The sequence below is a fragment of the Rhodococcus sp. 14-2483-1-2 genome (assembly GCF_002259405.1).
In the GTDB taxonomy this organism is placed as follows: domain Bacteria; phylum Actinomycetota; class Actinomycetes; order Mycobacteriales; family Mycobacteriaceae; genus Rhodococcoides.
In genome coordinates this window covers 563,879-586,862 of sequence record NZ_NPFW01000007.1, presented here as the reverse complement: position 1 = coordinate 586,862, position 22,984 = coordinate 563,879, and the positions used below count along the sequence as shown (strand labels likewise).

Sequence of the window (22,984 nt, the reverse complement as noted above, 5' to 3'; positions counted from 1 at the left end):
AACGTCACATTGACTCCCTACGGGCGGGCGCTTCTTCGGCGGACTCGGGAGGCTCGGCGGTCGGGGTGAGGTCGATGGTGCGGGTGGGCGCTATGGCGTCGAGGAACGGTCGATCGTGGCTTGCGATGATCAGCGCACCCTCGAATTTTCCGAGGGCGTCGATGAGGTGTTGTCGGCTGGTGATGTCGAGGTTGTTGGTCGGCTCGTCGAGCATCAGTAGTTTCGGAGCCGGCTCCGCCAGCAGAATTCGTGCCAGTGCGGCCCGCAGTCGTTCGCCACCGGAGAGGGTTGCGACGACGGCGTCGGCGTCGGATCCGCGGAACAGGAAGCGGGCGAGTTGGCCTCGGATCTGTTCGGCGGTGGCCTGTGGGGCGACATCGGATACGTTCTCGGCGACGGTGCGGGATTCGTCGAAGACGTCCAACCGCTGCGGCAGATACTTCCACGGCACCTCTGCCCCGGTGGCGTCCAGAGCCCGCAACAGGGTGGTCTTGCCGCTCCCGTTCGGTCCGATCAGCGCGATGCGCTCGGGACCGACGATGCTGAGCTCGGGTTGTTCGAGAACCACCTGTCCCGCATGAACTTTCGTCGCCGGGAGGTCGACGCGTATCTCGCGGTCGTCGCGCAGGAGATCCTCGGCGGCCGACAGTGACGATCGGGCGTCGTCGACGCGGTCGCTCTGCGTCCCGCGAAGTTTGCCTGCCGATTCCTGGGCAGCCCGCTTGCGTCGGCCCGCGAGGATCGGCGGTACACGCTTCTGCTCTTCCATCTTCTTCCCGAATCGCTGGCGTCTGTCGAGTTTGATTCGGGTGTCGATCAGTTCGCGTTCCTGCTTGCGGACGTCGTTCTTGGCATCACGGACGGTCGCCCGTGCGGCTTCCTGTTCCGCGTCGACGACCGAGCGATAGTGCTGATAGTTGCCGCCGAACATGCGCAGCCGCGAGACTCCGCTGCGCTCGGCCCGCACCTCGGCGATGGAGTCGACGCGTTCGAGCAGCTCGAGATCGTGAGTGCACACGATCAGCACACCCGCGTAGCCGTCGACTGCCGTGTACAAGCGTTCTCGCGCAGCGTGATCGAGGTTGTTGGTCGGTTCGTCGAGCAGCAGTACGTCGGGTTGGGCGAGCAGTTGTGCGGTGAGAGCGAGCAGTATCGTCTCGCCGCCCGACAGGGTGCCGACGCGGCGATCCAGATCGTCCAGGGAGCCGACGATGCTGCCCAGGCCGAGCTTGTCCAGCAGTGCCAGAGCGCGCTCCTCGACGTCCCACGCCGACCCGACGATTGCGAAGTCGTCCTCGGTGGAGGATCCGGATTCTATGCGATGCAATGCTTTTCGCACCGAATCGATGGCCAGTACCCGATCGACGGGCAGGTCGGGGTCCAGTGCGACGTCCTGGCGCAGGTAGCCGAGTACGCCCGGTATCGAGATGGAACCGAGTTGTGGTGTCAATTCCCCGGCGAGCAATCGCAGGAGCGTCGACTTTCCCGCACCGTTGGAACCGATGAGACCTGTTGAGCCGCTGGGGAAGATGGCCGACATGGCGTCGAACACGGGGTCGCCGTCCGGCCATGTGAAGCTCAGGTTCGAGATGGACAGTGATGACGAATGAGGCATGGTTGCTCCAAAGGTGTGCGTGCGATGGATCTGCAGGCGTCTAGAACCTCTGGAAGAGCAATGGCCTCTCCGAATCTGTGGGCGACAAGGCGAAGGCCACGCTAACCCCGAACCCGACGAGTACGCAAGCGAATTAAACCGACGGGCCCTTCTTGCGTAGCTCGTCGACCGTCGTCATGGCGCCCCGCAGTTCGTCCAGCCACTCCTGGGTGTGCTCGCCGACGAGCTTCACAGCCCAGGCCAGGGCGTCGGCCCTGGAACGAGCGACGCCGGCGTCGACGAGGGTGTCCAGGACGCGACGCTCGGGCTGACGCAGGCGCGTCATGACCGGTACTGCGAGGTGGGTGAACAGGACCACGTCGGATCCGGTTCTCACTCCCCAGGCGACCTTGCGTCCGTATCGCTTCTCGGCCTCGTCGGCGATCTGCATGCGGTCGCCGCGGGTCGTTTCCCGGAATCGCGCGATGCGGCCCTCGTTGGCTGCGGGTGAACTGTCCTGCTCCACGGGCAATGTCCCGACGACGACGATCTCCTCTCGGTCGACCTCGACCGAGGCGGCACCGTCGAACCAGGTGTCCGGGAGTCGGCCACCGAACCACTCGGCGGCGTCGGTGGCGTCCGGAATGTCTGCGTGCTGCCAGCCGCCGGGGCGACCGAACGAGCGTCCGTTGGGTTTCATGTGAGCTCCCTCGTGGGTGTTTGTAAGACTGATTACATGATTACACCTCATCCGGGGATCGCGCCACCGGTGTTTCGCGGACGCTCTGGGGCATGATCGATCCCGTGCGCACTTCGACAAGACCGACGACTCTGGCCGCAATCGTGTCCGTACTGGCATTGGTGCTCGCCGCCTGTGGTCAGAGTGGGCCCGATCAGCCGCAGACCGTCGCCGAGCAGTTCGCGGACGCGGTCAACAGCGCGAATATCGATCAGGCTGCCGCGTTGACCACCGATCCGGCCGGCGCGACGGCGGCGCTCACCGGGCTGTACGACGGGCTTTCGGCCGGCGGTACGGTCACGGCAACTCCCGATTTCGAGGCAGTCGACGCCAACGAGGATGCGGGCACGTTCACATTGAATGCCGGCTGGCGCTTCTCGACGACCACCGACGGCACCGCCGAACCCGACGGCGAGCCGAAGGAGTGGAACTACACCACCTCTGCGACAGCGGCGGAAACCGAGCAGGGCTGGAAGATCACCTGGGATCCGGCGATGTTGGTGCCGGGCCTGACGGCCGACTCGTCGGTGCGTTTCACTCCTACCGACGCGCTCGTCGCGCCGCGCATCTTCGACGGAAACGGCGTCGAGCTGATGTCGCAGCAGGTGGTCACCCTTGTGAACGCCGATGCGACGGCCGATCCCGTGGCTGTCGCGAACCTCGTCGGATCCGTCGTCCCGGGTATCACGGCCGACTACGTCACATCGACTGTCGCTGCAGCGCAGGGTAACTCGGCGACCATCGTGTTGCTTCGTCAGGCGGACATCGATCCCATCGGTGCTCAGCTCGCGACCGTCCCCGGCGTCACGCTGGCTCCGCAGATGCGGCTGCTCGCCACCGACCGGAACCTCGTTTCGCCGGTCCTCAACGACCTGACGACTCTGTGGGAGCAGGAGCAGGCAGCCAATCGGGGATGGGCTGTGCAGGCCGTTGCAGCGGACGGCTCCATCACCCCGCTTGCCGGCCGCGACGCCGGAACCGGAGACGACATCGCGACCACCCTGGATTCGGCACTGCAGCTCAAAGCCGAGAATGCGCTCGCGTCGCTGCCGCAGCAGTCGGCCATCGTTGCGCTTCGGCCGTCGACGGGGGCGGTTCTCGCCGTGGCGCAGAATTCCGCCGCGGATGCCGAGGGCCCGATCGCTCTCACCGGCCTGTATCCGCCGGGGTCGACGTTCAAGACGGTGACCACCTCGGCTGCACTGCAGTCCGGTGCCGTCACTCCCGATACCGTGCTGCCGTGCCCGGCGACCGAGAACATCGAGGGCAGGCAGATCCCGAACGACGACAATTTCGATCTCGGCGACGTGCCGCTGCACACCGCCTTCGCCAAGTCCTGCAACACGACGATGGGTCGCCTCGGTGTGGCACTCCCGCCGAACGGACTGACCGACGCGGCCGCGCAGTACGGCCTCGGCGTCGACTATGTCACCCCCGGTCTGACGACCGTCACCGGTTCGGTGCCCTCGGCCGACACCCCGGCGCAGCGGGTCGAATCCGCCATCGGCCAGGGGCAGGTGACCGCGTCGCCGTTCGGAATGGCACTGGTCGCGTCGTCGATCGCCAACAACGGATTGCGCCCACCGACGGTCGTCGCCGGTGAGCCCGGAGTGGGAAGCATGCAGCCGGCAGCGGTGGACCCGCAGGTCACCGAGCAGATCAAGACCATGATGCGCGAGACGATCACCGGCGGTACCGCGACGTCGCTCAATGACATCCCCGGGCTGCTCGGCAAGACCGGCACCGCCGAATTCGGCGCGAACAACGAAGGAGCCCACGGCTGGTTCGTCGGTATCTCCGGTGATCTCGCGTTCGCGGTGTTCGTGAACGATGCGGGCAGTTCGACGCCTGCCGTCGAGGCTGCGGGTCGTTTTCTGCGCTAGTAGAGGCCGAAACCGACCGGGGCGTATCCCAATCGTGACCGGCTCGTATGAATCCCGTGCTTGTTACTCGTGTGACTACAGTGAATATTGTGACTAATGAGTTCTATGAGTCGTGCCCGTCGTGGCCCGCGCAAGGTCCGCGGTCGCTACCTCGTCGCCGTTGCAGCATCGGCGACGTTGACGGTCTCGGCAGTGTTCTGGATGGTTGATCGCCCACCGAGCGAGGCCGAGGTGCTGGTCTCGAAGTTCGTCGATGCCCTGGACAACCGAGACGTCGCTGCCGCTGCCGCGCTGACGACCTACCCGAACGCCGCGACGGCCGCACTGAACCAGATGTTCGACGGCTTGTCGGCCGAGGGCACGTCCACCGGCGATTTCGACCTGACCCAGTACATGGACCTCTCCGACGAGAGCGGCTACTTCACTCTCGCGTCCGCATGGAATTTCGGTGAGGGCAAGGACTGGAAGTACAGCGCTCAGGGCTCGACCAAGAAGCTCAGTGTCGGCTGGCGGATCGCGTGGGATCCGGCCACCCTCGTCCCCGACCTCACCTCGGGAGGGTCGGTCCGATACACCAGGACCGACGCCGCTCCGCCGCTGATCTTCGACGCCGCGAACAACGTGCTGATGAGCGAACGCACCATCAACGCCATCTCCCTCGACCCGGCACAGACGAGCGATCCGGCGGCATCCACTGCGCAACTCGCAGACGTCATCGACGTCGTCGCACCGCTGATCACCTCCGAATCGATGCTGGCCGAACTCGATTCGGCCGGCGGTGCACCGATCACCGCAGTGACCTTGCGCGACGACGATTTCGCCGTCCTCGAAGACGACCTCCGCGCCGTGCCGGGCGTGGTCGTTTCTCCGCAACCCAAGCTCATCGTCGACGACCGTCGGATCACCTCACCCGTGCTCGACTCGTTGCGAAGCGCCTGGCAGGAAGGACGCGACGCCACCGCAGGCTGGGCCGTCGACACCTACACCGCCGACGGAACCGGCGAACGCCGTGTCGGCTTCCAGGGACCCGCCGGTCCTGACCTGCACGCGACGCTCGATCCGCGAGTTCAACTCGCAGCCGAGAACGCGGTCGTCATGGCGGGGTCGTCGGCGTCGATCGTCGCCCTGTCCACCTCGACCGGCGCGATTCTCGCTGCGGCACAGAACAGTTACGCGAACGAGCAGGGCGACGTCGTCTTCGGGGGCTCCTACCCGGCCGGCACCGCGTCGGAACTCGTCCGGGCCGTGCAGTCCGATCGCGGTGACGACAGCGCCGAAGATGCAGCTGCGAGGTTGGGTCTCGGTATCAACTACTCGATGCCCGGACTCGACGCCTACACAGGAACTCCCGCCGACAGTCGCAGCGCGATCGACGGCATCAGGACGGTGTCCACCGCCTCCGCCGACGAGGCGACGGTGACTCCGTTCGGACTCGCGCAGATGGCGGCCGCGATCTCTCGCGGCAGCGCTCCGACTCCGACGATCGTCGCCGGTCAGGCCGCCGTCGCAAATCGGGAGTCCGAGGCAATCGGGTCGGATGCGGCAAACCGGTTGCGCGGCATACTCGCCGACTCGTCGAGCAGTAGCGGTCTCGACACCTTCGACGGTGTGCAGGGATTCGCCGGGGAAAGTGGCGACGATCGCTTTGTGCTCGCCACCAGTGGTGACGTTGCATTCGCGGTGTACATCGAGGACGCGGACGGCGGAGACCAGGCAGTGCGCATGACGAGCCGGTTGCTGCAGGAGATGGCGAACCCCGTCGAGTAAGCCCTGCGGTGCCGGGCGGATCGTTAGGCGCGGTAGCTTTGTTCGGTGACTGTGCTCGATTTCGGACTTCTGGTGGTGGCCGGGTTCTTCGCCGGGCTCATCGGGTTCGTCACCGGGCTCGCGTCGCTGGTGTCCTATCCTGCTCTGCTTGCGGTGGGTTTGCCTGCGGTGTCTGCGAACGTGACGAACACGGTCGCGTTGGTCGCGGCCGGTGTCGGGGCGACGGCGAGTTCCTCGGCCGAGCTCGCCAAGGACGGCAAGCAGCTGGTTCGCTATGCGATCTACTCCGCGCTGGGCGGTACCACCGGTGCGATTCTGTTGCTCACTACGCCGGACGGTTCGTTCGAGGTGGTCGTACCGTTCCTGGTGGCGATGGCAGCCATCGCGCTACTGCTGCAGCCGCGTATCCGAAAGCTGTCCGGCGGCAGACAGTTTCCGACGCTCTATCCGTTGGCGCTGTTCGCGGTCGCGATCTACGGTGGCTACTTCGGTGCCGGGGCCGGTGTCATCTTCCTCGCGCTGGCGCTGATCTGCACCTCGGATACATTTTGGCGCGCAAGCGTTCTGAAGAGTTTCTTCCTCGGCATCGCCAATCTCATTGCCGCCATCATCTTCTCGTTCTCCGGCCAGGTGCACTGGTGGGCCGCGCTTGCCCTGGCGATCGGCTGCTTCGTCGGCGGTGCCTGCGGGCCGCCGACGGTCAAGGTGATCTCGCCGATTGTTCTGCGTATTGCGGTCGGAATTCTGGGGCTCGGTCTCTCCGGATGGCTGGGGTATCAGGCCTTCGGCTAACAGTCAGGTCACCTGTTCGCTACTTGCTCGACGGCGACCCGAGAGTGATCAACTCCGGCGCAGCAGGGGCACCGCAGCAGCCACCGGACGACGGGGCGTCGGGCTCGTCGAACAGGCCCGCGCCGCCGCAGACACCGGTGTCGGGCAGCGTCAGCTCGACCTTTCGTGCGCCCTCGTGGTCGCCTGCGAGTTCGGCTGCGATGCTGCGAACCTGCTCGCATCCGGTCATCGCGAGGAACGTCGGCGCGCGGCCGTAGCTCTTCATGCCCACCAGGTAGAAGCCGGGCTCCGGTTGGGTCAGTTCTTCGACTCCGTGCGGTGACACCGATCCACACGAATGCATGTTGGGGTCCACCAACTCTGCGACGAACTTGGGTGCCTCCAGGGTGGGATCGAGATCGAGGCGAACCTCGGACAGCCACGACAGATCCGGCCGGAAGCCGGTGAGCGCGACCACGCGATCGACGTTTCCGATGCGAGCGCCGGTGTCGCCGACGAGGGTCATCCGATCACGTTCGACCGCAACGGTTTCGGTGCGGAATCCTGATTGCACGGTGAGGAAGCCGTCGTCGACTGCCTTCTTGGCGCGTTGGCCGAGTGCGCCGCGAGCAGCCAGCTCGTCGGCGTCGCCGCCGCCGAACACATCGGCGGTGGCTCCTCGGCGGACGGCCCAGGTGAGCGTCGTTCCTGGTTCCTCCGCGGCGAGTTCGGCGAAGGTGATGATGGCGGTCAAGGCGGAGTGTCCACTGCCGGCGATGACGGTGTGCTTGCCCGCGAACTGGGCGCGAATGGCCGGATCGGTCAGATCGGGGACCCGGTAGTCGATCCGGTCCGCAGCGGCCTTCTCGCCGATGGCCGGAAGTCCCTCGCTGCCCAGTGGATTCGGTGATCCCCAGGTGCCCGACGCGTCGACGACCGCGCGGGCGAGAACACGTTCCTCGCTGCCGTCGGAATGCCGGATGTGCACGGACAGCGGCGCGGTGTCGCGGCCGGCGTCGACGACGCGGTCGCGTCCGCGGCGGGCTACACCGACCACCTCGGAATCGACTCGGACGGCGTCGCCGAGAACGGCGGCGAGGGGTGCGAGGTACCGCTCCACCCATTCGCGACCGGTGGCATAGGTGTCACCGTCCGGTGCAGTCCAGCCGGTGGGCTCGAGCAACCGGGCCGCAGCGGGGTCGACGACCTCGGACCACGGGGAGAACAATCGCACGTGATTCCACTCGGACACTGCCGAGCCTGCGGACGGCCCGCGTTCGAGAACGACCACGGCAGAGCCGGTTTCGGTCAGATGCGCTGCGGCGGCAAGACCGATGGGTCCTGCGCCGATCACTACTACGGGGTATTCGTTCATGACTGATCTACCTTTCCTCGTCGAGCGAGAGTGCTCACTGCTGCGCGTGCGGTACGGCCGACGCCGATGAGCGTTGCCGATGCCGGTCCGGTCCAGTCGCCGTACCCCAGGAACATCAGGGTCGACTCGCCGTGAATAGGATTGTCTTCCAACGTGATCCGAGGTCCGTCGGTATGCAGGTGCAGCGGCTGCAGGTGCCGCAGCGCGGGCCGAAAGCCGGTGCACCAGACGATCGCATCCAGTTTCTCCGTCGTGTGCCCGTCCGTCACGCCGTCGGCTGTGATCGCCGTGAACATCGGCCGGGCCTGCAGGACTCCGCGATCCCTGGCCTCCTTCACCGGCGGGACCATGACGATGTCGCCCAAGACTGCGACCCCGCCGGTATCGGTATCACCCGCTGCCAGCGCTCGGGCGCGGTCGCTGGCGACATCGAACAGCACGCGCCCATCGACGTCGTCGGGCAGGAATTTCGGCTCACGGCTGGTGTACCAGTAGGTATCGGCGACAGTGGAGATCTCGGCAAGTATCTGAGCAGCCGAGTTTCCGCCCCCGACGATTCCTACTCGCTTGCCCACGAATCGATCCGGTGTGCGGTAGTCAGCGGCATGCAGTTGGGTCCCACCGAATTCACGCATGCCCGGGTAGCTCGGCCAGAAGGGCCGAGACCATGTTCCCGTCGCGTTGACGACTGCTGTGGCACTGTGCGATTCGCCATCGGTGTCGACTCGGTAGCCGCCCGGGACCCGATGCACGGCCGTCACCCGGACGGGCCGGTGCACCGGCAGTTCGTACTTCTTCTCGTACGCTCGCAAGTAGTCGATCACATGAGACGCGGGTGGGAAACCGTTGTGCCACGGAGGCATCGGCCAGCCGGGAAGTCTCGAGTACTCCGCCGGTGAGAACAGGTGCAGCGACGGCCAGTAGTCCTGCCAGGACCCTCCGGCATGCGTCTGGTCGTCGAGAACGACGAAGTCGAGCCCGGCTCGTCGCAGGTAGTAGCCGGCGGCCAGTCCTGCCTGACCGCCGCCGATCACCACCACCTCGGACTTCATTCGAGTCAAGCGTTGGTGCCGCGCATTCGAGATGCGAGTTCCTCGACGCGAGCGGCAATGTCGTCACGGACCAGACGCATGCGGTCGATGCCGTCGATACCGCGCTCGGACGGCTCGTCGGTGTTCCAGTTCTCGAACGTCGGACCGTCCACTGGTTCCACGTGTGCCTCGCTGCCGAGGGTGACGACGTAGTCCATGCGGACGAGCAGGTCGGGATCGATCGACTTGGGTGCTTCGCCCGACAGGTCGACGCCGACTTCGAGAAGAGACTCGGCCGACAGTGCGTTGACAGCACCACCGGGTTTCGTTCCGGCCGAGTGCACCTCCACGGAATCGCCCGCCGCCTTGCGCATCAGACCGGCGGCCATCTGAGACTTGCCGCCGTTCTTGACGCAGACGAACAGCACGCTGGGTGTCGTCATGAAGCCGAACTCTGGTTCGCTGGAACCAATTCCGCGATCAAGTCTTGGATTCGACTCTTGATCTCGTCACGAATCGGACGCACCGCCTCGACGCCTTTGCCGGCGGGATCGGCCAGAGCCCAGTCGCGGTAACTCACACCCGGGAACACCGGGCAGGCGTCACCGCAGCCCATGGTGATGACGACGTCGGATGTCTCCACGGCCTCGGAGGTCAGAATCTTCGGGGACTGCGACGAGATGTCGATGCCGACCTCGGCCATGGCCTCGACCGCTGCGGAGTTGATCGTCTCCGCGGGCGCGCTACCGGCGGAACGCACTTCGACGGTGTCGCCGGCGAGGTGGGCCAGAAAACCGGCGGCCATCTGAGATCGGCCCGCGTTGTGGACGCAGACGAAGAGCACGCTGGGGGTGTCGGACATCAGGACTCCTTTGTCACTGTGTTCGCGGACGTACTGGGGGCGAAGCGTTTACGCAGTGCGAGTGAGACGTAGACGAGGCCGACCAGTACCGGCACCTCGATGAGTGGTCCGACGACTCCGGCGAGTGCCTGCCCGGATGTCGCGCCGTACGTCGCGATGGCGACGGCGATCGCAAGCTCGAAGTTGTTGCCTGCCGCGGTGAACGCGAGGGTGGTGGTGCGCTCGTAGCCCAGACCCATCGCGGCACCGAGGGCGTAGCCGCCGCCCCACATCACCGCGAAGTACACCAGCAGTGGCAGCGCGATACGCACCACGTCGAAGGGCTGTGACGTGATCTGATCGCCCTGCAGCGCAAAGAGAATGACGATGGTGAACAGCAGGCCGTAGAGCGCCCACGGGGCAATCCTGGGGATGAACTTCTCCTCGTACCACTCGCGGCCCTTGGCGCGTTCACCGAAGAAGCGCGAGGCGAATCCCGCAATCAGCGGGATTCCGAGGAAGATCAGCACCGATTTCGCGATCTGCCAGGGCGAGGCTTCGATGGTCGTCTGTTCCAACCCGAGCCAGCCGGGCAGGACGGAGAGGTAGAACCATCCGAGGATGGCGAACATGAAGACCTGGAACACCGAGTTGATCGCCACCAGAACCGCGGCGGCTTCCCGGTCGCCGCAGGCGAGGTCGTTCCAGATGATGACCATCGCGATGCATCGGGCCAGACCGACGATGATGAGCCCGGTGCGGTACTCGGGTAGATCCGGCAGGAAAAGCCATGCGAGAGCGAACATCAGGGCCGGACCGAGGATCCAGTTGAGGACCAGCGATCCGATCAGTAGGCGCTTGTCTCCGGTGACGGTGTCGAGGCGGTCATAGCGGACCTTGGCCAGCACCGGATACATCATGATCAGCAGTCCGATGGCGATGGGGAGCGAGACGCCGTCGATGGAGATGGTGGACAGCGCGTCGTCCATTCCGGGGATCATGCGTCCCAGGAGCAGGCCCACAACCATGGCGACGCCGATCCACACGGGTAGGAACCGGTCGAGGGTGGAGAGCTTGCCGACTACGGCAGTATCGGTCGTCGTACTCATGCCATGACCTCCGTGGACTCCGCAGCGTTGAGCACTGCCGACAGTTGTTGCAGTGCAGCGGGAATCACCGAGTAGTAGACCCAGGTACCGCGTCGTTCGCAGTCGAGCAGCCCTGCCTCGCGCAACACCTTGAGGTGATGGGAGATGGTGGGCTGCGACAAGTCGAATGCGGGGGAAATATCGCAGACACACGCTTCGCCGCCTGCATGGCTGGCAACGAGGCTGAGCAGCCGCAGCCGGACGGGATCTCCCAGTGCTTTGAACATGCGGGCGAGATCTCCGGCCCAATCCGCGTTCAGGGGTTCGCGGATCAGCGGCGAGCAGCAGTCACCGTCGAGGGACGACCGGTCTTGATTCGACATTCGTCTATATTGACGTTTGTCGAATCAGTCGTCAAGTGAACAGTTGTCGAACCCGAACAAGCCGATAGGCGACACCGAGCACGACCACGACGGTTCCGACGGCAATGGAGGTGGCGGGCAGCGTGGCAATCAGGACGACGCATCCGATACTGCCGACGATCTGCAGAACCTTGGGGTACCGCCGGTTCTCGGTGTCCTGGGTATGGGCGCTCAGGTTCGCAACCAGGTAGTACAGCAACACCCCGAACGACGAGAAACCGATGGCGTTCCTCAGATCGACGACGAGAACGAGGACGCAGACGATCACTGCCAGAGTGATCTCGGCGCGATGCGGAACCGAGTAGCGGGGATGGACCGCGGTCAGATACGACGGCAGGTCGTCGTGGCGGGCCATTGCCAGCGACGTGCGGCCGATGCCCGCGATCAGCGCGAGGAGAGCTCCCAGCGCAGCCAGCGCCGCGCCGATGCGCATCAGCGGCGACGCCCACGAATGTCCGGATGCCACAACCAGATCGACCAGAGGAGCCGACGACGACGCCAGTGAGTCGGAGCCCAGTACCGACAACAGGGTCAGTGCAATCACCGCATAGACCAGTAGTGCGATACCCAGGGCGGAGACGATGGCGCGCGGAATGGTGCGCTCGGGCCGTACGACCTCCTCACCCAGGGTGGCAATGCGCGCGTAGCCGGCGAAGGCGAAGAACAACAGGCCGGCCGACTGCAGAATTCCGTACCACCCACTGTCGGTGAACGAGCCGAGCCCGGCGACGTTCGGCTCGATCGAGCCCGTCAGTCCCAGGACGACACCCACGACGAGCACGGTGAGCACGGCGGCGACCAGAATCTTCGTCAGCACGGCCGTACGGGTGATGCCGAAGTAGTTCACTGCAGTCAACGCAACGATGGCAAGAACAGCAACGACTTTCGTGTACCCGGCAGGTGCGACGTAGGCCGCGAACACCAGCGCCATGGCTGCGGAACTGGCGGTTTTGCCGATGACGAAGCTCCACCCGGCCAGAAAGCCGGGCCACTCGCCGAGCCGCTTACGGCCGTAGACGTACGTGCCGCCCGACGTCGGATACTGCGCGGCGAGCTGAGCCGACGAGGTGGCGTTGCAGAAGGCGACGACCGCGGCGATGGCGAGACCGATCAGCAGACCCGTGCCCGCGACGGCCGATGCGGGGGCGAACGCCGCGAACACCCCGGCTCCGACCATCGAACCGACACCGATGGCGATGGCGTCGAACAGCCCGAGTCGACGGGTGAGCGATGGCGGATTCGTCATGCCGGGAACCGATCGTCGATCACGGCGACAACTGTAGGTGCTGCACTCGACTCGGCGTCGATCCTGTCAGCGCAGTTCCTGGAACTCCGACAGCAGCGCGAAGGTGGCCTCGCACAATTCGGTCTGCGTCAGCAGGATGCCGACCGTCCCGTCCGGGTCGACGAAGAAGTCGGTGCCCTGCCCGCCGGACCATCCGTAGCGGCCGAGGTGCTCTCCTTCGGTGACGACCGAGACGCCGAATCCCCACCCCGTACCCGGCCAGAAGCCCGGGTAGAAACTCTCGTCGGTCTTGATCGACGCGGGCACCTGGTCGTGTGTCATCAGCTTCAGGTGCTCGGTCGACACGGACGTCGGGACCGCACGGAGAAAGCGGTGAAAATCGGTCACGGTCGACACCAGCTCACCGTGACTCACGTCGACTGGGGGCGGTCCCGCATAGGGTCCGCCCGCGGCGGGTTCGGTCTCGATCAACGACCCGTCCTCGTACCGGTAGGCCGCCGTCAGGCGATGGCATCGGTCGGTGGGTACCCACAGTCCGGTGTCGGGCATGTCGAGTGGCCCGAACAGGTCGTCGCGGAGATGATCCTGCAGAGATCGGCCGACGATACGAGAGACGAGGATGCCGAGGATGGCGAAGCCGTGGTGGTAGCGCCACCCGGTACCGGGCTGAAAAGCCAGCGGAAGATCCACCATGCGTGCCAACCACTCGTCCGCGCCGAGCGGAGACGGCGCGGGGCCGGCCTCCGTGTCGTTGGCCCGCATCGCACGAGCAAGCGGGGTGTCTCCCATCTGAATTCCGTACCCACTGGTGTTGGTGAGCAAGTGCCGCAACGTGATCGGCCGGTCCTGCGGAACGGTGTCGTCGAGTGCAGCGTCGGGACGGGTGAGCACAGGGCGGTCGGCGAGTTCGGGAAGCCAGGGCGCGACGTCGTCGTCGAGCGTCAGCCGGCCCGCCTCCACGAGCCGCAGGGCGGCCACACTGGTGACGATCTTGGTCATCGACTGAATCCGGACCAGTGCGTCGACCGCCATCGGTGGACCGCCGACCGCCGATGACCCGACCGCGACGGGTTCCGCATCGGGGCCACCCAGGAGCGCTGTTGCCCCCGGCATCAGTCCTGCGTCGATGTGCCGGGTCAACAGTTCGCGCAGGGTCTCGCTCACGGTCTCATCGTGTCACCGGAGCGGTCCGGATTCCAGCGCCCGCTACTTTTGATACACGTCCGGGATGCCGTCGTGATCGTCGTCGCGGGTTTCTTCGACGTAGATGTCCCGGTACGCCTTGTTGCGGCTGCGCAGGATGACGGCGGCCAGCGAGGCGGCGATGATCGAACCGGTCAGCACACCGACCTTGACGTGGTCGTCGCGCTCGGTTCCCTCACCGAAGGCGAGGTCGCCGATCAGCAGCGAGACGGTGAATCCGATACCCGCGAGCATCGAGACGCCCAGGACGTCGAGCCATTTCAGTCCGGCATCCAGTGTGGCCCGGGTGAACCGCGAGACGAGGTAGGTGGTGCCGAAGATGCCGACGGCCTTACCGATGACGAGGCCGGCGATGATGCCGATGGCGATCGGATCGGTCAGTGCGCTGGCCAGTCCGGAGAATCCGCCGACGGTCACACCGGCCGCACAGAATGCGAACAGGGGAACCGCGATGCCCGCCGAGATCGGCCGGATCTTGTGCTCGAAGTGCTCGGCGAGGCCGGGGCCTGCTTCGGGGCCACCGTTGGCCTTGCTGCGCATGACCGGGACAGCGAAGCCGAGCAGCACACCCGCGACGGTGGCGTGAACGCCGGACTCGTGCATGAGTACCCAGGTCACGACCGCCAGCGGGATGAGAATCCACCACGAGCGGACGCGCATCTGTACGGCGACGGCGAACAGCGCGAGCGGAATCAGTGTCAGGCCGAGCGCGATGAAGTTGATGTCGTCGGTGTAGAAGATGGCGATGACGCTGACGGCGAGAAGGTCGTCGACCACAGCCAACGTAAGCAGGAAGGTCCGTAGCGCGGTCGGCAGGTGGGTACTGATCACGGCGAGGACAGCAACGGCGAACGCGATGTCGGTCGCGGTGGGGATTGCCCAACCGAGCAGTGCGCCGTCTCCGGTGCCGAGGTTGATCAGCACGAAAATGACTGCTGGAACTGCCATTCCGCCGATTGCCGCGGCGACAGGAAGGGCCGCACGTGCGGGATCGCGTAGATCGCCTGCGACGAATTCTCGCTTCAGTTCGAGTCCGACGACGAAGAAGAAGATGGCCAGCAGTCCGTCGGCTGCCCACGTCGACAGGGTCAGATCGAGGTGCAGCGCCGAGGGTCCGACTCGGGTGCTCATCAGCGAGTCGTAGGCAGCGGACCAGGGTGAGTTGGCCCAGATCAAGGCGACAAGAGTGGCGACGAGGAGCAATGCACCGCCGACGGTTTCCTTGCGCAGGATCTGCGCGACCCGGTCTGCCTCGGACCACGAGCCGCGGGAGAACAACGGCAATCGCGTCTTGGAACTGGATGAATCTGTCACGGTGACAACGCCTTTCGGTAGCTTCGTCGCGTTGCGAACCGACCGAACTTCAGATGGCAAGTACGCAGCGCAAAGTCGTTGCCGACCAGACTTCCCGGCGCACCGTAGATCATCCTATCGCGTCGAGGCCGTTCCCGACGAACTCGCAAGTCACCGAACGCTGGGCACGAATTTCGCCAGCGCACGCCAACCCAGCAGCAGAACTGCGGTGGCCAGGGTTGCCACGACGATGAACGATCCGGCTGTTCCCTGCCCGGTCAGTGCACGCAGCACCATGCCCACGACCACCGTCATCACCCACACGACGATGCCCGTCGGGACGATGAGGAACGCGTCGAACTTGTTGCGGTACAGGGCGAACGCGATGATCCAGCCGATGGCGGCACCGACGACGAACGGCCACGCGGTGTGGAACAGGCCGGACAGTGCGGTGGCCTCGGCGTGACTGCGTCGACCGATCGCGGCGAACAGTACGACCATGAGCAGGTCGAGGACGGCAGCAACTGCAGGGGAACGAAACTTCACGCGCACCACTGTAGACACCGACAGCGAAAGGCCCGCACCGGCAAATGCGGTGCGGGCCTTTCGGCGGACCTTCCCGACGGGGGAGGGGTGAAGCGGAGGAGGATTACGCCTGCAGGCCGGCTTCGATTTCGAGGTTCAGCGTGATCTTGTCGCCGACGACTGCGCCGCCGCCTTCGAGGGGCATGTCGATGCTGATGCCGAAGTCCTTGCGGTTGATGACGGTGCTGGCCTCGAAGCCGGCGACCGGTCCGTTGCCCATTCCGGCGTTGACGCCGTTGAACTCGAGCTTCAGATCGATGGAGTTGGTGACGCCGTGGAGGGTGAAGTCACCGGTGACGATGAAGTCTCCGCCGTCGGCCTTGACCGAGGTGGACTTGAACGTCGCGGTGGGGAACTTCTCGACCTCGAAGAAGTCTGCGGTCTTGAGGTGGCCGTCGCGCTGGGCGTTGTCGGTGGTGATGGACGCGACGTCGATCTCGGCGTCGACGGACGGGGTGCCGTCGGCGTCGACGGTGATGGTGCCGGTGAAGGTCTGGAAGCGGCCACGGACCTTGCTGACCACCAGGTGGCGGACGGTGAATCCGACGGTGGAGTGGGTTGCGTCGATGGCCCAGGTGCCTGCGGTGAGCTCGGGAAGTGCGATGGCGGTGGTCATGGTGGCTCCTAGTGGGTTGAAGTTTCAATGCTCATAGTACACAAGCGGACCGGGGTCCGTATATATTCCGGGTGAACACGAAGTGACGGACGCCATACCGCTCGGGGGTGCCTATGCGGGTTCCGGATCGCCCTTGGCATCGCGGATGTCCTCGGTACGCCGCAGCTCGGCGGTCTCCTGCTGTTCGAGCGCGATGTCGAATTCGAGATCGGCGTGCTGATGCCCCCGGAACAGTACGAGGAACACGATCCACCCGACGATGGCGACGAGGATGAAGCTCACGCCGCGGTACACCAGCGCGGAGGCGACGGCCTGCGATGCGCTGATCGAAGCGGCGCTGGTGAGAAATGCGATGAGGGTCGCGTCGACCACCACCAGGCCGCCGGGCGCGAGCGGAACTGATCCCACGGCCTTGCCCGCCGCGAACGCGATCAGCAATCCCGACAGCCGGGGATCCGCGCCGACGGCGAAGCACGCGAACGCCAGGCAGGCGACGTCCGCGAGTCGATGCACGGCCGACCACGACAGAGTGAGCGCGCCGTCGCGTTTGCCGAGCTGGACGGATTGAATCTGGCCGATGATCTTGTCGATTGCCTCGGCCCCGGCGTCGAGCTCTTGATTACGGAACGCGTTGTATCTGTGCAATCCCCAGCGCGCGATGCTCTTGATCGACTCGGGGTGATTGGAGATGTAGCGAACGGCGGCGACGATGGCGATGACGCCTGCGATCGGGAGCACCACGGTGAACGTGTTGAAGGAGCTACCGACGACCAATCCTCCGGCGACCCCGAGGACGGCCAGTCCGGCCGCGGCGATCACGCCCGAGATGGCCAGCTGCCAGGACGCGACGACCGGGCTCGCTCCCCAGCGGCGTGTCTCGCGATAGGTGAATGCGGTGGAGAACACCTGCCCGGCGGGGAGGGTGAGCGCCATCGCGGTGCTGCCGTAGATGACGGCCACGGACTTGCGCTGGCGTACCTTCACTCCGCCTGCGTCGAGCAACTGCTTCTGTACTCTGCCGAACGCGCTCAGCGACACCGCCTGCGCGAACACGCAGGCCGCCAGCCAACCCCAGTGGATTTCGCGGACGGCGGTCCAGGATTCGTGCAGTCGCGGCCAGAGGTAGATCCCCTCGCCCACCAGCAGCGCCACCAGTGCGATTCCGGCGATCCATTTGACCCACCGGAGTCGGTTTCGCGGACGCCGTACTGCTGGTCCGCGGGTGGAGCTGGGGTCGGGCACCCTGTCAGACTAACCGTCGCTCGAGGAGGAATCGGGATACTCCACCGGCCAGGCCAGATGGGTTGCACGTCGTCGACCACGCAGTTGCACCTGGTCTCCCAATTCCCACTGTTCCTGTTCCTCGTCGTCGGCGAAGTACAGGGCCGAGGTCGACGCCAGGACGCGTCCGGGACGCAGTTTCGCCAGCTCGGTGAGCCTCGACGCCTCGTTGACCGGGTCTCCGATGACCGTGTACTCGAAGCGCTCCGACGCACCGATGTTGCCGGCGACGGCCAGCCCCGCGGACACACCGATGCCGATGTCGAGGCCGGTGATCTCGTCCAACGCGAATCGCAGCTCACGTGCGGCGGCGAGTGCGGCGGTCGGTGCGTCGGGACGATCCAGTGGGGCACCGAAGATCGCGAGGGCAGCGTCGCCCATGAACTTGTTGACGAACCCGTGGTGACGCCCGACGACGTCGACGACCACCCGGAAGAACTCGTTGAGCAACACCACGACCTCGCTCGGTGGGCGCTCGGAGGCGGTGGCGGTGGAGCCGACCATGTCGACGAACAGCACTGCGACGAATCGTGTCTCGCCGCCGAGCTCGGTTCCGAACTGCAATGCTCGACGCGCCACGTCCTCACCGACGTGTTGGCCGAACAGCTCTCGCAGGACGCGTCGTTCCGCCGATTCCTCCATCATGCGGTTGAAGCCCACCTGGAGGCGTCCGATCTCGGATCCGTCGAACACATCGACCTCGACGTCGGTCTCGCCGCGCTGAACTCGCTCGATGGCGCTGTGCAGCTGACTGATCGGGTCGGAGATCTGGCTCGCGGTGAGCATCGAGAGCACGAATGCCTGCACGATGGCCAGCACGCTGAGCAGGATGATGGCCACGGCGAGTGCGTTGGGGGAGAACACCAGATCGGTGGTCAGCTGCGTGGCGCACAGCAGGATGATGCCGATGACGGGCATCAAGGTGCCCAGGCCCCACGTCATGGCCATGCGAGTACCGACGCCGGGCGTCATCGTGCGATCGAATCGGCCCTCGCTCAACGCCAGTGCCGCGACCGGCCGCAGGATGCGCTCGCCGAGCATGTACGTGAATCCGAAGGTGACCGTCGCGGCCATTCCGACGGTGACGATGACGGCGATCGACAGTGACGGCATCTCGGCGATGGTCAACAGTACGAAGATGATCCCGCCGATGATCCACAGAATCAGATGCACGATCGCCTGACGCAACGGCGCGTGCAGCGTCGTCATCTGCTCCTTGCGGGTGGGCGGGCCACCGCGGAGCTGCCACCTGATCACCGAGCGCAGGAGGAAGTACGCGTAGATCATGCTGACGACGAGGGCCACCAGCAGATACGCCCCGAAGATGTACACGTTGCGGACACGGTCGGCGACAATCGAGTCCGATTCGGGGATGGGTAGGCCGTACCGCACGAAGGCGAACACGAGCACCGCGCCGAAGACGTTGGCGATGAGCATGGAGAGCATATAGAGCGGCCAGCGACTCTTCAGGGTGAGCGAGACCGCTCGGAAAGATGCCAGCACAGGTTAAATTTAGCGGGTGAGCACCGACGAGTTGCGGGCGCAAGGTACGGGGGCGTCCCCGGGCCCCACTTCGGCGGCGGATTCGGTGCATCCGCTGGTGCGGGTCGGCGCGGAATGGACATGGCGACTGCTTGTCCTGTTTGCCGGATTCATCACTTTTTGCCTGGTGGTGGCCAAGCTCAGCACCGTCGTCATTCCGTTGGGTCTGGCGCTGCTCGCGTCGGCGATGCTCGTTCCCGTCGTCGATTGGATGCACCGACGTGGAGTGCCACGTGCTGTTGCGGTGATCGTCGTGATCATCGCCAGCATCGGGGTCGTCGCCGGAATCATGACCTTCATCGTCGAGCAGTTCATCGAGGGCCTGCCGCAGGTGGGCGATCAGTTCACCCAGTCCATCAACGGCATCGAAGAATGGCTCAGCAACGGCCCGCTGCATATCAGCGAGGATCAGATTCGGCAGGCCACCGACAACTTGGTGAAGGTCGTTCAGGACAACCAGGAAGCCGTCACCAGCGGAGCGCTGACCACGGCGGCGGTGATCGGCGAGATACTCACCGGCGCATTGCTCACCCTGTTCACTCTGATCTTCTTCCTGTACGGCGGCGATCAGATCTGGCAGTTCGTCACCCGTCTTGCCCCGACCGCAGCCCGCAGGAAGATCCGTACCGCGGGCATCCAAGGCTTCGGGTCCCTGGTGGGATACGTCCGAGCGACGGTTGCCGTCGCGGCCGCCGACGCCATCGGCATCGGAGCCGGGCTGGCCATTCTCGGTGTGCCACTGGCACTCCCGCTGGCCTCGTTGGTGTTCATCGGAGCGTTCATCCCGATCATCGGTGCGGTGCTGACCGGATTCGTTGCGGTGTTCATCGCACTCGTGACCAAGGGGCTGATCACCGCGGTCATCACCCTCGGCATCGTGGTGGCCGTGATGCAGCTCGAAGGCCATGTGCTGCAACCACTCCTGCTGGGCCGCGCCGTGCGGCTGCACCCGTTGGCGGTGGTTCTGTCCATCACCGTCGGCATTCTGCTCGCCGGCATCGTCGGAGGCCTGCTCGCAGTACCGATCGTCGCAGTTCTCAACACCGCCGTTCGGTCGCTGCTCGCCGACGACCCGGACGAGGTCTACGAGGAACTCGAGGTACCCGACCCGCTGTATTCCGCCGAGCCGAGCGACCCACACACTCCGCCCGGGAGCGACGAGCCGGATCGGCTTGCCAAGGGACAGCTGAAGATCCCGGATACGAAGACTGCGGGTCCGAAGACCGATGCGGACGGCTGACCGGGCACGGACCACGCTCACCTCGTCCGATCCCGACTCCCCGCTCTGGCGGGCCTCCCAGGCCTTTCGGCTGGTCACCCTCGTCTACGCCATCGGCTACCAGGTGGCCACCGTCGACAATTACACCAACCCGCGGTTGAGCTGGATGTTGGTGGCACTGATGGCGGTGTGGTCGGGGACGTCGGCTCTGATGCTCGCGCGCGCCTCGCTTCCGCGCTGGCAGGTGGTCCTCGCCGATCAGGTCATCGTGATCGCGCTGATGGCATCGACGAGATTGGTTGCCGACTACGACTGGTACAGCACCCGCCAAACCCTGCCGACCACACTGTGGGCGACCAACGCAGTCATCTCGGCCGCAATCCTGTTGGGCCCCAAAGGAGGAATCGCATCCGGGGTAGCGATGTCGGTGGTCAGCGCACTCGTCCGCGACCGTTTCGACTCCGACCTCTGGTCCGACGCCACCGCTCCGGTATTGCTCTCGGCGGGGCTGGCGCTGGGGATGGCGTCGAACACTGCCCGTCGCGCGCACGAGGAGCTGCAACGCGCAGCCCGATCGGCCGCGATCACCGAGGAACGTGAACGACTTGCCCGGCAGGTGCACGACGGGGTGCTGCAGGTACTGGCGCTGGTGCGACGGCGTGGTCTCGAAATAGGCGGGCGTGCAGCCGAACTCGCCGAGCTGGCCGGCGAGCAGGAAGTCGCTCTTCGCGTGCTCATCTCGGAACAGGCGGCTCCGCGCGGCGATCACACCGGCTCGATCGTCGACGTCAGAGCACTGCTGCGGACTCAGGCGGGCACCTCGATCTCCGTCTCGACGCCTGCCGATCCGGTTCTCGTCGAATCCGAGGTCGCCGATGAACTCGCCGCTGTCGTGGCAACCGCACTGTCCAACGTCGAGCTCCACGCGGGAGCCGATGCGAAGGCCTATGTGTTGCTCGAGGACGTCGACGGGGAATTGATCGTCAGTATCCGCGACGACGGCCGCGGAATCCCTGCCGGACGGCTCGCCGCCGCCGAGGCCGAGGGTCGAATGGGTGTCTCGAAGTCGATACTCGGCCGCGTCGAATCTCTCGGTGGTACTGCGATACTCGACACCGACGAGGGCGAGGGAACCGAATGGGAGATCCGCATTCCGCGAGCGAAGGGACCGGGATGACAGAGGAAGCGAATGCCGAGATCGCGGTGATGGTCGTCGACGACCATCCGATGTGGCGGGATGGCGTCGCCCGGGATCTCGAGGCCGCCGGATTCAGGGTCGTCGCCACCGCGGACGGCGTCGCCGCTGCGCGGCGCCGCGCCCGAGCAACCACTCCCGACGTCGTGTTGATGGACATGCACTTACCCGACGGCAACGGAGCCGACGCCACCGTCGCCGTGCTCGACGCGTCGCCGCAGACGAAGATTCTCGTGCTCTCGGCGTCCGCGGAACGCAACGACGTGCTCGACGCCATCAAGGCCGGTGCGACGGGTTACCTGGTCAAGAGTGCATCGGCCGAGGAACTGTTCGACGCCGTCCGCGCCACCTCGGCCGGGCAGGCGGTGTTCACTCCCGGTCTCGCAGGCCTGGTGCTCGGAGAGTTCCGGCGGATGTCGTCGTCGCCCGAACCGGAATCCGACGCTCGCCCCACGCTGACCGACCGCGAGACCGAGGTGTTGCGACTGGTAGCAAAGGGTTTGAGCGCCAAACAGATTGCGACGCGATTGACGCTCAGTCATCGGACCGTCGAGAATCACGTCCAGGCGACCCTGCGAAAACTGCAGCTGGCCAACCGCGTCGAACTGACCCGATACGCCATCGAAAAAGGGCTGTGAGGGTTTGCGTCGGTAGCTCAGGGGCACTCTGCATCCCATGACCGACAACAAGAATGCAGTGGACACCACCGTCGACCCGGCGAAGCACTCGAAGGGCGTCGACGCCGATCTCGATCAGACCGGTGCCGAACGCGACGAGGCGATCGACGAGTTCGACGGCCATCTGGACGGATCCGGTGAGGATTCCTCGTTACCGACGCCCGAGCCGACCGACGTGGCCGACAAGTCCGAGGAGAAGACCGTCACACGGTCCGAGTAGCTCTACCGACTGCACAACCTGCCGAGCGCGAACTTGGCGACGGGCACGTACGGCAGAACCAGCGGCAGCGGGCCGTCGATCGTCAACCACGCCCTGGTGCCGCTGGGTCGGGAGACGACGCCGTGCGTCAGGTCCACCCCGATGGCCTGGTTCTGGAACCACGCCGACCACGCCCACGTCCAGGACTGCTCGTCGACCGAATGCACTCGAAAATCGATCGGCAGGCCCAGTGGCCCCAGCACTCGGCCGGTGGTGTCGGCGTCCAGACGCTCGCCGCGGTACTCGACGCCGATGATCTGCGGTGCCCAGGTCTTCCAGGCCGTCGGTTCCATGTAGCGCTCCCAGACCTCGGTGGCGGGGGCGTTGCCGGTGGATTGCAGTGTCACTCGCATCTGT

23 protein-coding genes are annotated in these 22,984 nt (G+C 65.5%); 7 read left to right on the top strand and 16 right to left on the bottom strand.

All coding sequences use genetic code 11. From position 1 onward, the window contains the following. Positions 1-4 precede the first annotated feature (4 nt). Both CH295_RS07440 and abmR read right to left on the bottom strand, forming a co-directional pair. On the bottom strand, positions 5-1,615 hold the full coding sequence (locus tag CH295_RS07440) for an ABC-F family ATP-binding cassette domain-containing protein (protein ID WP_170945791.1): 1,611 nt from the start codon (positions 1,613-1,615) through the stop codon (positions 5-7). Positions 1,616-1,748: 133 nt separating this feature from the next. Next, a complete protein-coding gene (abmR, locus tag CH295_RS07435; protein ID WP_037196003.1) occupies positions 1,749-2,294 on the bottom strand; it encodes an ATP-binding transcription factor AbmR in 546 nt (181 codons plus the stop codon). 92 nt (positions 2,295-2,386) lie between these two features. Here abmR and CH295_RS07430 point away from each other — a divergent pair, with 92 nt between their 5' ends. The 3 genes from CH295_RS07430 to CH295_RS07420 all read left to right on the top strand — a co-directional run bounded on the left by CH295_RS07430 (position 2,387) and on the right by CH295_RS07420 (position 6,775). Then, the gene (locus CH295_RS07430) at positions 2,387-4,216 is read left to right on the top strand and encodes a penicillin-binding transpeptidase domain-containing protein (protein ID WP_094740220.1); all 1,830 of its coding nucleotides are present in this window, start codon (positions 2,387-2,389) and stop codon (positions 4,214-4,216) included. Between the two features lie 105 nt (positions 4,217-4,321). Beyond that, on the top strand, positions 4,322-5,983 hold the full coding sequence (locus CH295_RS07425; protein WP_170945807.1) for an NTF2-like N-terminal transpeptidase domain-containing protein: 1,662 nt from the start codon (positions 4,322-4,324) through the stop codon (positions 5,981-5,983). Between the two features lie 45 nt (positions 5,984-6,028). Continuing rightward, the gene (locus tag CH295_RS07420) at positions 6,029-6,775 is read left to right on the top strand and encodes a sulfite exporter TauE/SafE family protein (protein WP_094740219.1); all 747 of its coding nucleotides are present in this window, start codon (positions 6,029-6,031) and stop codon (positions 6,773-6,775) included. 19 nt (positions 6,776-6,794) lie between these two features. Here CH295_RS07420 and CH295_RS07415 read toward each other — a convergent pair whose 3' ends face one another. The 13 genes from CH295_RS07415 to CH295_RS07355 form a co-directional block, all read right to left on the bottom strand. Beyond that, a complete protein-coding gene (locus tag CH295_RS07415) occupies positions 6,795-8,129 on the bottom strand; it encodes an FAD-dependent oxidoreductase (protein ID WP_094740218.1) in 1,335 nt (444 codons plus the stop codon). Further along, positions 8,126-9,181: an ArsO family NAD(P)H-dependent flavin-containing monooxygenase gene (locus CH295_RS07410; protein ID WP_094740217.1), complete on the bottom strand. Its 1,056-nt coding sequence runs from the start codon at positions 9,179-9,181 to the stop codon at positions 8,126-8,128. The genes CH295_RS07415 and CH295_RS07410 overlap by 4 nt, the downstream gene beginning before the upstream one ends. Before the next feature lie 5 nt (positions 9,182-9,186). Further along, complete coding sequence (locus CH295_RS07405; protein WP_094740216.1) at positions 9,187-9,603, bottom strand: arsenate-mycothiol transferase ArsC; 417 nt, start codon at positions 9,601-9,603, stop codon at positions 9,187-9,189. After that, complete coding sequence (locus CH295_RS07400; protein WP_094740215.1) at positions 9,600-10,022, bottom strand: arsenate reductase ArsC; 423 nt, start codon at positions 10,020-10,022, stop codon at positions 9,600-9,602. Before CH295_RS07400 ends, CH295_RS07405 begins: the two co-directional genes overlap by 4 nt. After that, positions 10,022-11,110 (bottom strand): ACR3 family arsenite efflux transporter, encoded by a 1,089-nt coding sequence (gene arsB, locus CH295_RS07395; RefSeq protein WP_037195985.1) that lies wholly within the window; start codon positions 11,108-11,110, stop codon positions 10,022-10,024. Before arsB ends, CH295_RS07400 begins: the two co-directional genes overlap by 1 nt. Then, complete coding sequence (locus tag CH295_RS07390; RefSeq protein ID WP_037195982.1) at positions 11,107-11,472, bottom strand: ArsR/SmtB family transcription factor; 366 nt, start codon at positions 11,470-11,472, stop codon at positions 11,107-11,109. Before CH295_RS07390 ends, arsB begins: the two co-directional genes overlap by 4 nt. A 31-nt stretch (positions 11,473-11,503) precedes the next feature. Continuing rightward, positions 11,504-12,757, bottom strand: a complete 1,254-nt coding sequence (locus tag CH295_RS07385; protein WP_094740214.1) for an APC family permease — start codon at positions 12,755-12,757, stop codon at positions 11,504-11,506. Positions 12,758-12,823: 66 nt separating this feature from the next. Continuing rightward, positions 12,824-13,921 carry a serine hydrolase domain-containing protein gene (locus CH295_RS07380; RefSeq protein WP_212556150.1) on the bottom strand — a complete coding sequence of 366 codons (1,098 nt, stop codon included), beginning with the start codon at positions 13,919-13,921 and terminating at the stop codon, positions 12,824-12,826. A 42-nt stretch (positions 13,922-13,963) separates the two neighbouring features. Beyond that, complete coding sequence (nhaA, locus tag CH295_RS07375; protein WP_094740213.1) at positions 13,964-15,274, bottom strand: Na+/H+ antiporter NhaA; 1,311 nt, start codon at positions 15,272-15,274, stop codon at positions 13,964-13,966. 150 nt (positions 15,275-15,424) lie between these two features. Beyond that, the gene (locus tag CH295_RS07370; protein ID WP_373453604.1) at positions 15,425-15,799 is read right to left on the bottom strand and encodes a DUF3054 domain-containing protein; all 375 of its coding nucleotides are present in this window, start codon (positions 15,797-15,799) and stop codon (positions 15,425-15,427) included. Positions 15,800-15,902: 103 nt separating this feature from the next. Continuing rightward, positions 15,903-16,454: a YceI family protein gene (locus tag CH295_RS07365; protein ID WP_037195967.1), complete on the bottom strand. Its 552-nt coding sequence runs from the start codon at positions 16,452-16,454 to the stop codon at positions 15,903-15,905. A 111-nt stretch (positions 16,455-16,565) separates the two neighbouring features. After that, a complete protein-coding gene (locus CH295_RS07360; RefSeq protein ID WP_037195966.1) occupies positions 16,566-17,696 on the bottom strand; it encodes a lysylphosphatidylglycerol synthase transmembrane domain-containing protein in 1,131 nt (376 codons plus the stop codon). 9 nt (positions 17,697-17,705) lie between these two features. Then, complete coding sequence (locus CH295_RS07355; RefSeq protein ID WP_037196235.1) at positions 17,706-19,181, bottom strand: adenylate/guanylate cyclase domain-containing protein; 1,476 nt, start codon at positions 19,179-19,181, stop codon at positions 17,706-17,708. Between the two features lie 142 nt (positions 19,182-19,323). On the opposite strand from CH295_RS07355, the gene CH295_RS07350 reads away from it, so the two are divergent. The 4 genes from CH295_RS07350 to CH295_RS07335 are packed head-to-tail and all read left to right on the top strand — an operon-like array spanning position 19,324 to position 22,588. After that, a complete protein-coding gene (locus tag CH295_RS07350; protein ID WP_170945806.1) occupies positions 19,324-20,517 on the top strand; it encodes an AI-2E family transporter in 1,194 nt (397 codons plus the stop codon). Further along, positions 20,504-21,673 carry a MacS family sensor histidine kinase gene (gene macS / locus CH295_RS07345; protein ID WP_094740212.1) on the top strand — a complete coding sequence of 390 codons (1,170 nt, stop codon included), beginning with the start codon at positions 20,504-20,506 and terminating at the stop codon, positions 21,671-21,673. Before CH295_RS07350 ends, macS begins: the two co-directional genes overlap by 14 nt. After that, entirely contained in the window at positions 21,670-22,329 is a 660-nt protein-coding gene (locus CH295_RS07340; protein WP_037196234.1) for a response regulator, read from the top strand. Before macS ends, CH295_RS07340 begins: the two co-directional genes overlap by 4 nt. 37 nt (positions 22,330-22,366) lie before the next feature. After that, positions 22,367-22,588, top strand: coding sequence for an autophagy-related protein 2 (locus CH295_RS07335; protein WP_094635220.1), 222 nt, complete (start codon positions 22,367-22,369; stop codon positions 22,586-22,588). A 2-nt stretch (positions 22,589-22,590) separates the two neighbouring features. On the opposite strand, the gene CH295_RS07330 is transcribed toward CH295_RS07335, so the two are convergent. Beyond that, positions 22,591-22,980, bottom strand: a complete 390-nt coding sequence (locus CH295_RS07330; RefSeq protein WP_037195957.1) for a MarR family transcriptional regulator — start codon at positions 22,978-22,980, stop codon at positions 22,591-22,593. Positions 22,981-22,984 lie beyond the last annotated feature (4 nt).

Bases quoted from the DNA above. Each gene is read 5' to 3' on its own strand.
- CH295_RS07355 (WP_037196235.1), bottom strand. From the start codon at position 19,181: ATGCTCTCCATGCTCATCGCCAACGTCTTCGGCGCGGTGCTCGTGTTC.
- CH295_RS07330 (WP_037195957.1), bottom strand. From the start codon at position 22,980: ATGCGAGTGACACTGCAATCCACCGGCAACGCCCCCGCCACCGAGGTC.
- CH295_RS07415 (WP_094740218.1), bottom strand. From the start codon at position 8,129: ATGAACGAATACCCCGTAGTAGTGATCGGCGCAGGACCCATCGGTCTT.
- CH295_RS07440 (WP_170945791.1), bottom strand. From the start codon at position 1,615: ATGCCTCATTCGTCATCACTGTCCATCTCGAACCTGAGCTTCACATGG.
- CH295_RS07400 (WP_094740215.1), bottom strand. From the start codon at position 10,022: ATGTCCGACACCCCCAGCGTGCTCTTCGTCTGCGTCCACAACGCGGGC.
- CH295_RS07430 (WP_094740220.1), top strand. From the start codon at position 2,387: ATGATCGATCCCGTGCGCACTTCGACAAGACCGACGACTCTGGCCGCA.
- macS (WP_094740212.1), top strand. From the start codon at position 20,504: ATGCGGACGGCTGACCGGGCACGGACCACGCTCACCTCGTCCGATCCC.
- CH295_RS07365 (WP_037195967.1), bottom strand. From the start codon at position 16,454: ATGACCACCGCCATCGCACTTCCCGAGCTCACCGCAGGCACCTGGGCC.
- arsB (WP_037195985.1), bottom strand. From the start codon at position 11,110: ATGAGTACGACGACCGATACTGCCGTAGTCGGCAAGCTCTCCACCCTC.
- CH295_RS07425 (WP_170945807.1), top strand. From the start codon at position 4,322: ATGAGTCGTGCCCGTCGTGGCCCGCGCAAGGTCCGCGGTCGCTACCTC.
- CH295_RS07410 (WP_094740217.1), bottom strand. From the start codon at position 9,181: ATGAAGTCCGAGGTGGTGGTGATCGGCGGCGGTCAGGCAGGACTGGCC.
- CH295_RS07335 (WP_094635220.1), top strand. From the start codon at position 22,367: ATGACCGACAACAAGAATGCAGTGGACACCACCGTCGACCCGGCGAAG.
- CH295_RS07390 (WP_037195982.1), bottom strand. From the start codon at position 11,472: ATGTCGAATCAAGACCGGTCGTCCCTCGACGGTGACTGCTGCTCGCCG.
- abmR (WP_037196003.1), bottom strand. From the start codon at position 2,294: ATGAAACCCAACGGACGCTCGTTCGGTCGCCCCGGCGGCTGGCAGCAC.
- CH295_RS07340 (WP_037196234.1), top strand. From the start codon at position 21,670: ATGACAGAGGAAGCGAATGCCGAGATCGCGGTGATGGTCGTCGACGAC.
- CH295_RS07385 (WP_094740214.1), bottom strand. From the start codon at position 12,757: ATGACGAATCCGCCATCGCTCACCCGTCGACTCGGGCTGTTCGACGCC.
- CH295_RS07405 (WP_094740216.1), bottom strand. From the start codon at position 9,603: ATGACGACACCCAGCGTGCTGTTCGTCTGCGTCAAGAACGGCGGCAAG.